The sequence below is a fragment of the Exiguobacterium sp. s141 genome, from assembly GCF_018618085.1.
GTDB classification, from domain to species: Bacteria; Bacillota; Bacilli; order Exiguobacteriales; family Exiguobacteriaceae; genus Exiguobacterium; species Exiguobacterium mexicanum_A.
The window spans coordinates 1-598 of sequence record NZ_JACSLJ010000023.1 but is presented as its reverse complement, the minus strand read 5'-3'; the positions used below and the strand labels follow the sequence as shown (position 1 = coordinate 598).

Here is a 598-nt window from a genome sequence, read left to right as displayed (position 1 = left end):
ACGTCTCCAGCGAGACCATCAAACGTTATGTCGAGGAACAAAAGACAAGGGGATGAGACCGTGTCGCAGACATTGACCGTGAACATCAAACTCCATCCGACGAAAGCGCAACAGGCCATCTTGGAGCGGATGATGGACACCTACATCCGCACGGCGAACCAGCTCGTCGCGGCCATGGTGCAGGCCCGGGAGAGCTTGAATCTGACGAGCAAACATGTCACGGCGGACCTGCCGAGCGCCGTCAAGAACCAGGCCATCCAGGACGCGAAGAGCATGTTCAAGAGGGCGAAGAAGAAGGACTTCCAGGTCGTCCCGGTCCTCAAGAGGCCGTACTGCACCTGGAACAACCAGAACTACTCGTTCGACTTCGAGTCGGTCTCCCTCCCGATCATCATCGACGGGAACGTGAAGAAGACGGTCATCCGCGCCAATATGGTCGACCCGGACAACCGGAACGCCACGCTCCTCGCCAACAAGCTCGGGACGCTCCGCATCACGAAGAAGTCGAACAAATGGATCGCCCAGATCGCCGTCACGATCCGCACGACGGAGAAGACGGGCACCAACGTGCTCGGGGTGGACCTCGGCCTGAAAGTCC

General features: G+C 59.0%; 1 protein-coding gene. It reads left to right on the top strand.

Translation table 11 applies throughout. The features are described from left to right. Positions 1-60: 60 nt before the first annotated feature. Positions 61-598: nuclease/transposase family protein (locus KNP74_RS15140; RefSeq protein ID WP_483297770.1), on the top strand; the 538-nt coding region annotated here is incomplete at its 3' end.